The sequence below is a fragment of the Alcanivorax sp. genome (assembly GCF_014762765.1).
Classification (GTDB): domain Bacteria; phylum Pseudomonadota; class Gammaproteobacteria; order Pseudomonadales; family Alcanivoracaceae; genus Alcanivorax.
This window is the reverse complement of record NZ_JABURH010000063.1, coordinates 1-2826: the sequence shown is the minus strand read 5'-3', so window position 1 is coordinate 2826 and position 2826 is coordinate 1. Positions and strand designations below refer to the sequence as shown.

Below are 2826 nucleotides of genomic sequence, written 5' to 3'. Positions count from 1 at the left end.
CCAGGGCCTGGCGCAGATTGACGAAGCTGTTCTTGGGGATGGTGATGCGGGTGCCGTCCGGCACCTTGCGGGCCGGCACGTCACGCTGGACGACTACCGTTCTCTGTTCTTGCGCCAACTCAGACCTCGTCTACGGTAAAGCTCTCGCCGCAGCCGCACTCGCCGGTGGCATTGGGATTGCGGAACTTGAACAGGCTGTTGACGCCCTCGGTAACGTAGTCGATGACCAGGCCGTTGAGCATGGGCAGCCACTTTTCCGGCACGTACAGGTTCACGCCGTCGATCTCGAACAGCTTGTCGCCGTCTTCGGGCTCTTCCACAAAGTCCAGAGTGTACATAAACCCGGAGCAGCCGGATTCGTCCAGATCCAGACGGATGCCGGCGGCATTGGCACGCTGGATTTCCCGCAGGGCCTGTTTGTTGGCAGCCTCGGTCAGGTTGAGAGTGACCTGGCCTGGTTGGAATGTCTGAACTGTCATGAAATTACCTACCTTGCATTAGCGCATGGTTGATATTGCCGCAGGAGCGTCGCTTGAGGCGCGAATCGTACTTGGCACGGCCTGTCGCGAGCAGAGGTTCGCGTCTCAAGCGACGCTCCTACGGTGAGGTGTGTGCCGGGCTCAGAGAAAGGTCTTCACCTTCTCCAGCGCCTCGAACAGGCGATCCACCTCATCAAGGGTATTATAAATCGAGAATGACGCCCTGACTGTGCCAGGAATGCCGAGCGTGTCCATCAGCGGCATGGTGCAGTGATGGCCGGTACGTACCGCCACCCCCTGTTTATCCAGCAGCATGCCCACATCCGCCGGGTGAGCGCCTTCCAGCAGGAAGGACAGCACACTGACCTTATTGGCGGCGGTACCGATGATTTTCAAGCCGTCGAAAGCCTCTGCCTGTTTGGTGGCGTGAACCAAAAGGGCGTCTTCATGGGCTTGCAGTGCCTCCCGGTCCTGCTGATTGAACCAGTCGATGGCGGCGGCCAGGCCGATAGCCCCGGCAATGTTGGGGGTGCCGGCTTCGAATTTGTAGGGCAGCTGGTTCCAGGTGCTCTTTTCGAAGCTCACCGTTTCGATCATTTCGCCACCGGTCTGGTAGGGCGGCATGGCTTCCAGCAATTCGCGGCGGCCGTACAGCACACCGATGCCGGTGGGTCCGAACAGCTTGTGGCCGGAGAAGGCGTAGAAATCCACGTCCAGGGCCTGCACGTCCACGGGGAAGTGGGCCACGGCCTGGGCGCCGTCAATCACGGTAATGGCGCCTGCCTCACGGGCCTTGGCGACCATGTCCTGCACCGGGTTCAGGGTGCCCAGGGCATTGCTGGCATGCCCGATGGCGAAAATTTTGGTGCGCTCGGTGAGCAGCTGGTCGAAGGCGTCCTGATCCAGGCTGCAATCCTCGCGCAGCGGGATCACTTTCAAGGTGGCGCCGGTGGCCAGGCAGACTTGCTGCCAGGGCACGATATTGGCGTGGTGTTCACTGGTGCTGATCAACACCTCGTCGCCGGGCTGCAGGCGTTCACGGCCGATGCAATGGGCGACGATGTTGATGGACTCGGTGGTGCCCTTGGTCCACAGGATCTCTTCGCGGCTGGCGTTCAGGAAGCGGGCCACGGTTTCCCGGGCACCCTCGAACTGGCCGGTGGCCAGGTCGCTGAGATGGTGGGCGCCGCGGTGTACATTGGAGTTCACCGTGCGGTAGTAGTGCTCCAGCACGTTCAGCACCGCTTCCGGTTTCTGGGTGGTCGCACCGTTATCCAGATACACCAGCGGCTTGCCGTTGACCTGTTGATCCAGGATCGGAAACTGTGCGCGGAGGGCTGCCACATCAAACGTCATTACGCGGCGTCTCCTGCCGGGCTGGAATGGGTTAGTTCCGCTTCCAGCCAGGGCTGGGCCCACTCGGTCACTGCCGCGTCGGGCAGTGCCATCAGCAATTCGTTAACGAAGCCCAGGCTCAACATGCGCTTGGCTACGGCAGCGGGGATGCCGCGCGATTGCAGGTAGAACTGCTGACCGGCATCCAGCTGGCCGACGGTGGTGCCGTGGGCACACTTCACGTCGTCATTGTAGATTTCCAGCTCCGGCTTGGTGTTGATCTCGGCACCGGGGTTGAGCAGCAGGTTCTTGTTGGACAGCTCTGCATTGGTGCCGCTGGCACCCGGGTGAATGTGGATGCGGCCATTGAAGACCGCCTTGCCGCTTTCGCCGGCAAGGCCCTTGAAGTTCTGATCGGACTGGCAATTGGGCACCGCGTGTTCCACGCACAGCTGGTTGTCCACGTGGCTTTTGTCACGGACCACGAAGATGCCTTTCATATTCAGCTCGGCACCGCTCTTGTTCACCAGTGCGCGCACGTCGTTGCGGCGCAGACGGTTGCCGGTCATCAGCTGGTAGCTGTCTACCTTGCCGACGCCCTGCTGATCAATGATCAGGGTACCGATGTGCAGGGTATTGGCCTGTTCACCCTGCAACCGGTAGTGGGTCAGAGTGGCGTTGTCGGCGGTAATCAGGGCGGTAACCGCATTGGTCAGCGCCTGGCCTTCGGCGTGATAGTGCTCGATCACGGTGGCTTCGGCGCCGGCATTGAGTTTGACGATCACCCGCGGGTTGCAGTGGGCCGGCGCCTCGCTGGCGCTCTGGATCTGCACATGGATCGGTTGCTCGATACGGGTATTGGCGGCCACTTCCAGCACCACCGGCTGCCCGCACACCGCACCGTTATAGGCGGCAAAGGGGGTCTGCAGGCCGTTTACCACGGGCGCGTCGTGATGCAGATTGACGCCGGCGGGCAGGGTGCTGCCCTGCAGCTGGCCATTGTTGATGGTGA

3 protein-coding genes are annotated in these 2826 nt (G+C 61.5%); all 3 read right to left on the bottom strand.

The features are described from left to right. Positions 1-119 precede the first annotated feature (119 nt). A complete protein-coding gene (locus tag HUJ17_RS02285) occupies positions 120-479 on the bottom strand; it encodes an iron-sulfur cluster assembly accessory protein (protein WP_290509172.1) in 360 nt (119 codons plus the stop codon). Positions 480-620: 141 nt separating this feature from the next. Further along, positions 621-1835, bottom strand: coding sequence for a SufS family cysteine desulfurase (locus HUJ17_RS02280; protein WP_290509171.1), 1215 nt, complete (start codon positions 1833-1835; stop codon positions 621-623). Further along, positions 1835-2826: Fe-S cluster assembly protein SufD (gene sufD, locus HUJ17_RS02275; protein WP_290509170.1), on the bottom strand; the 992-nt coding region annotated here is incomplete at its 5' end. The genes HUJ17_RS02280 and sufD, both read right to left, overlap by 1 nt.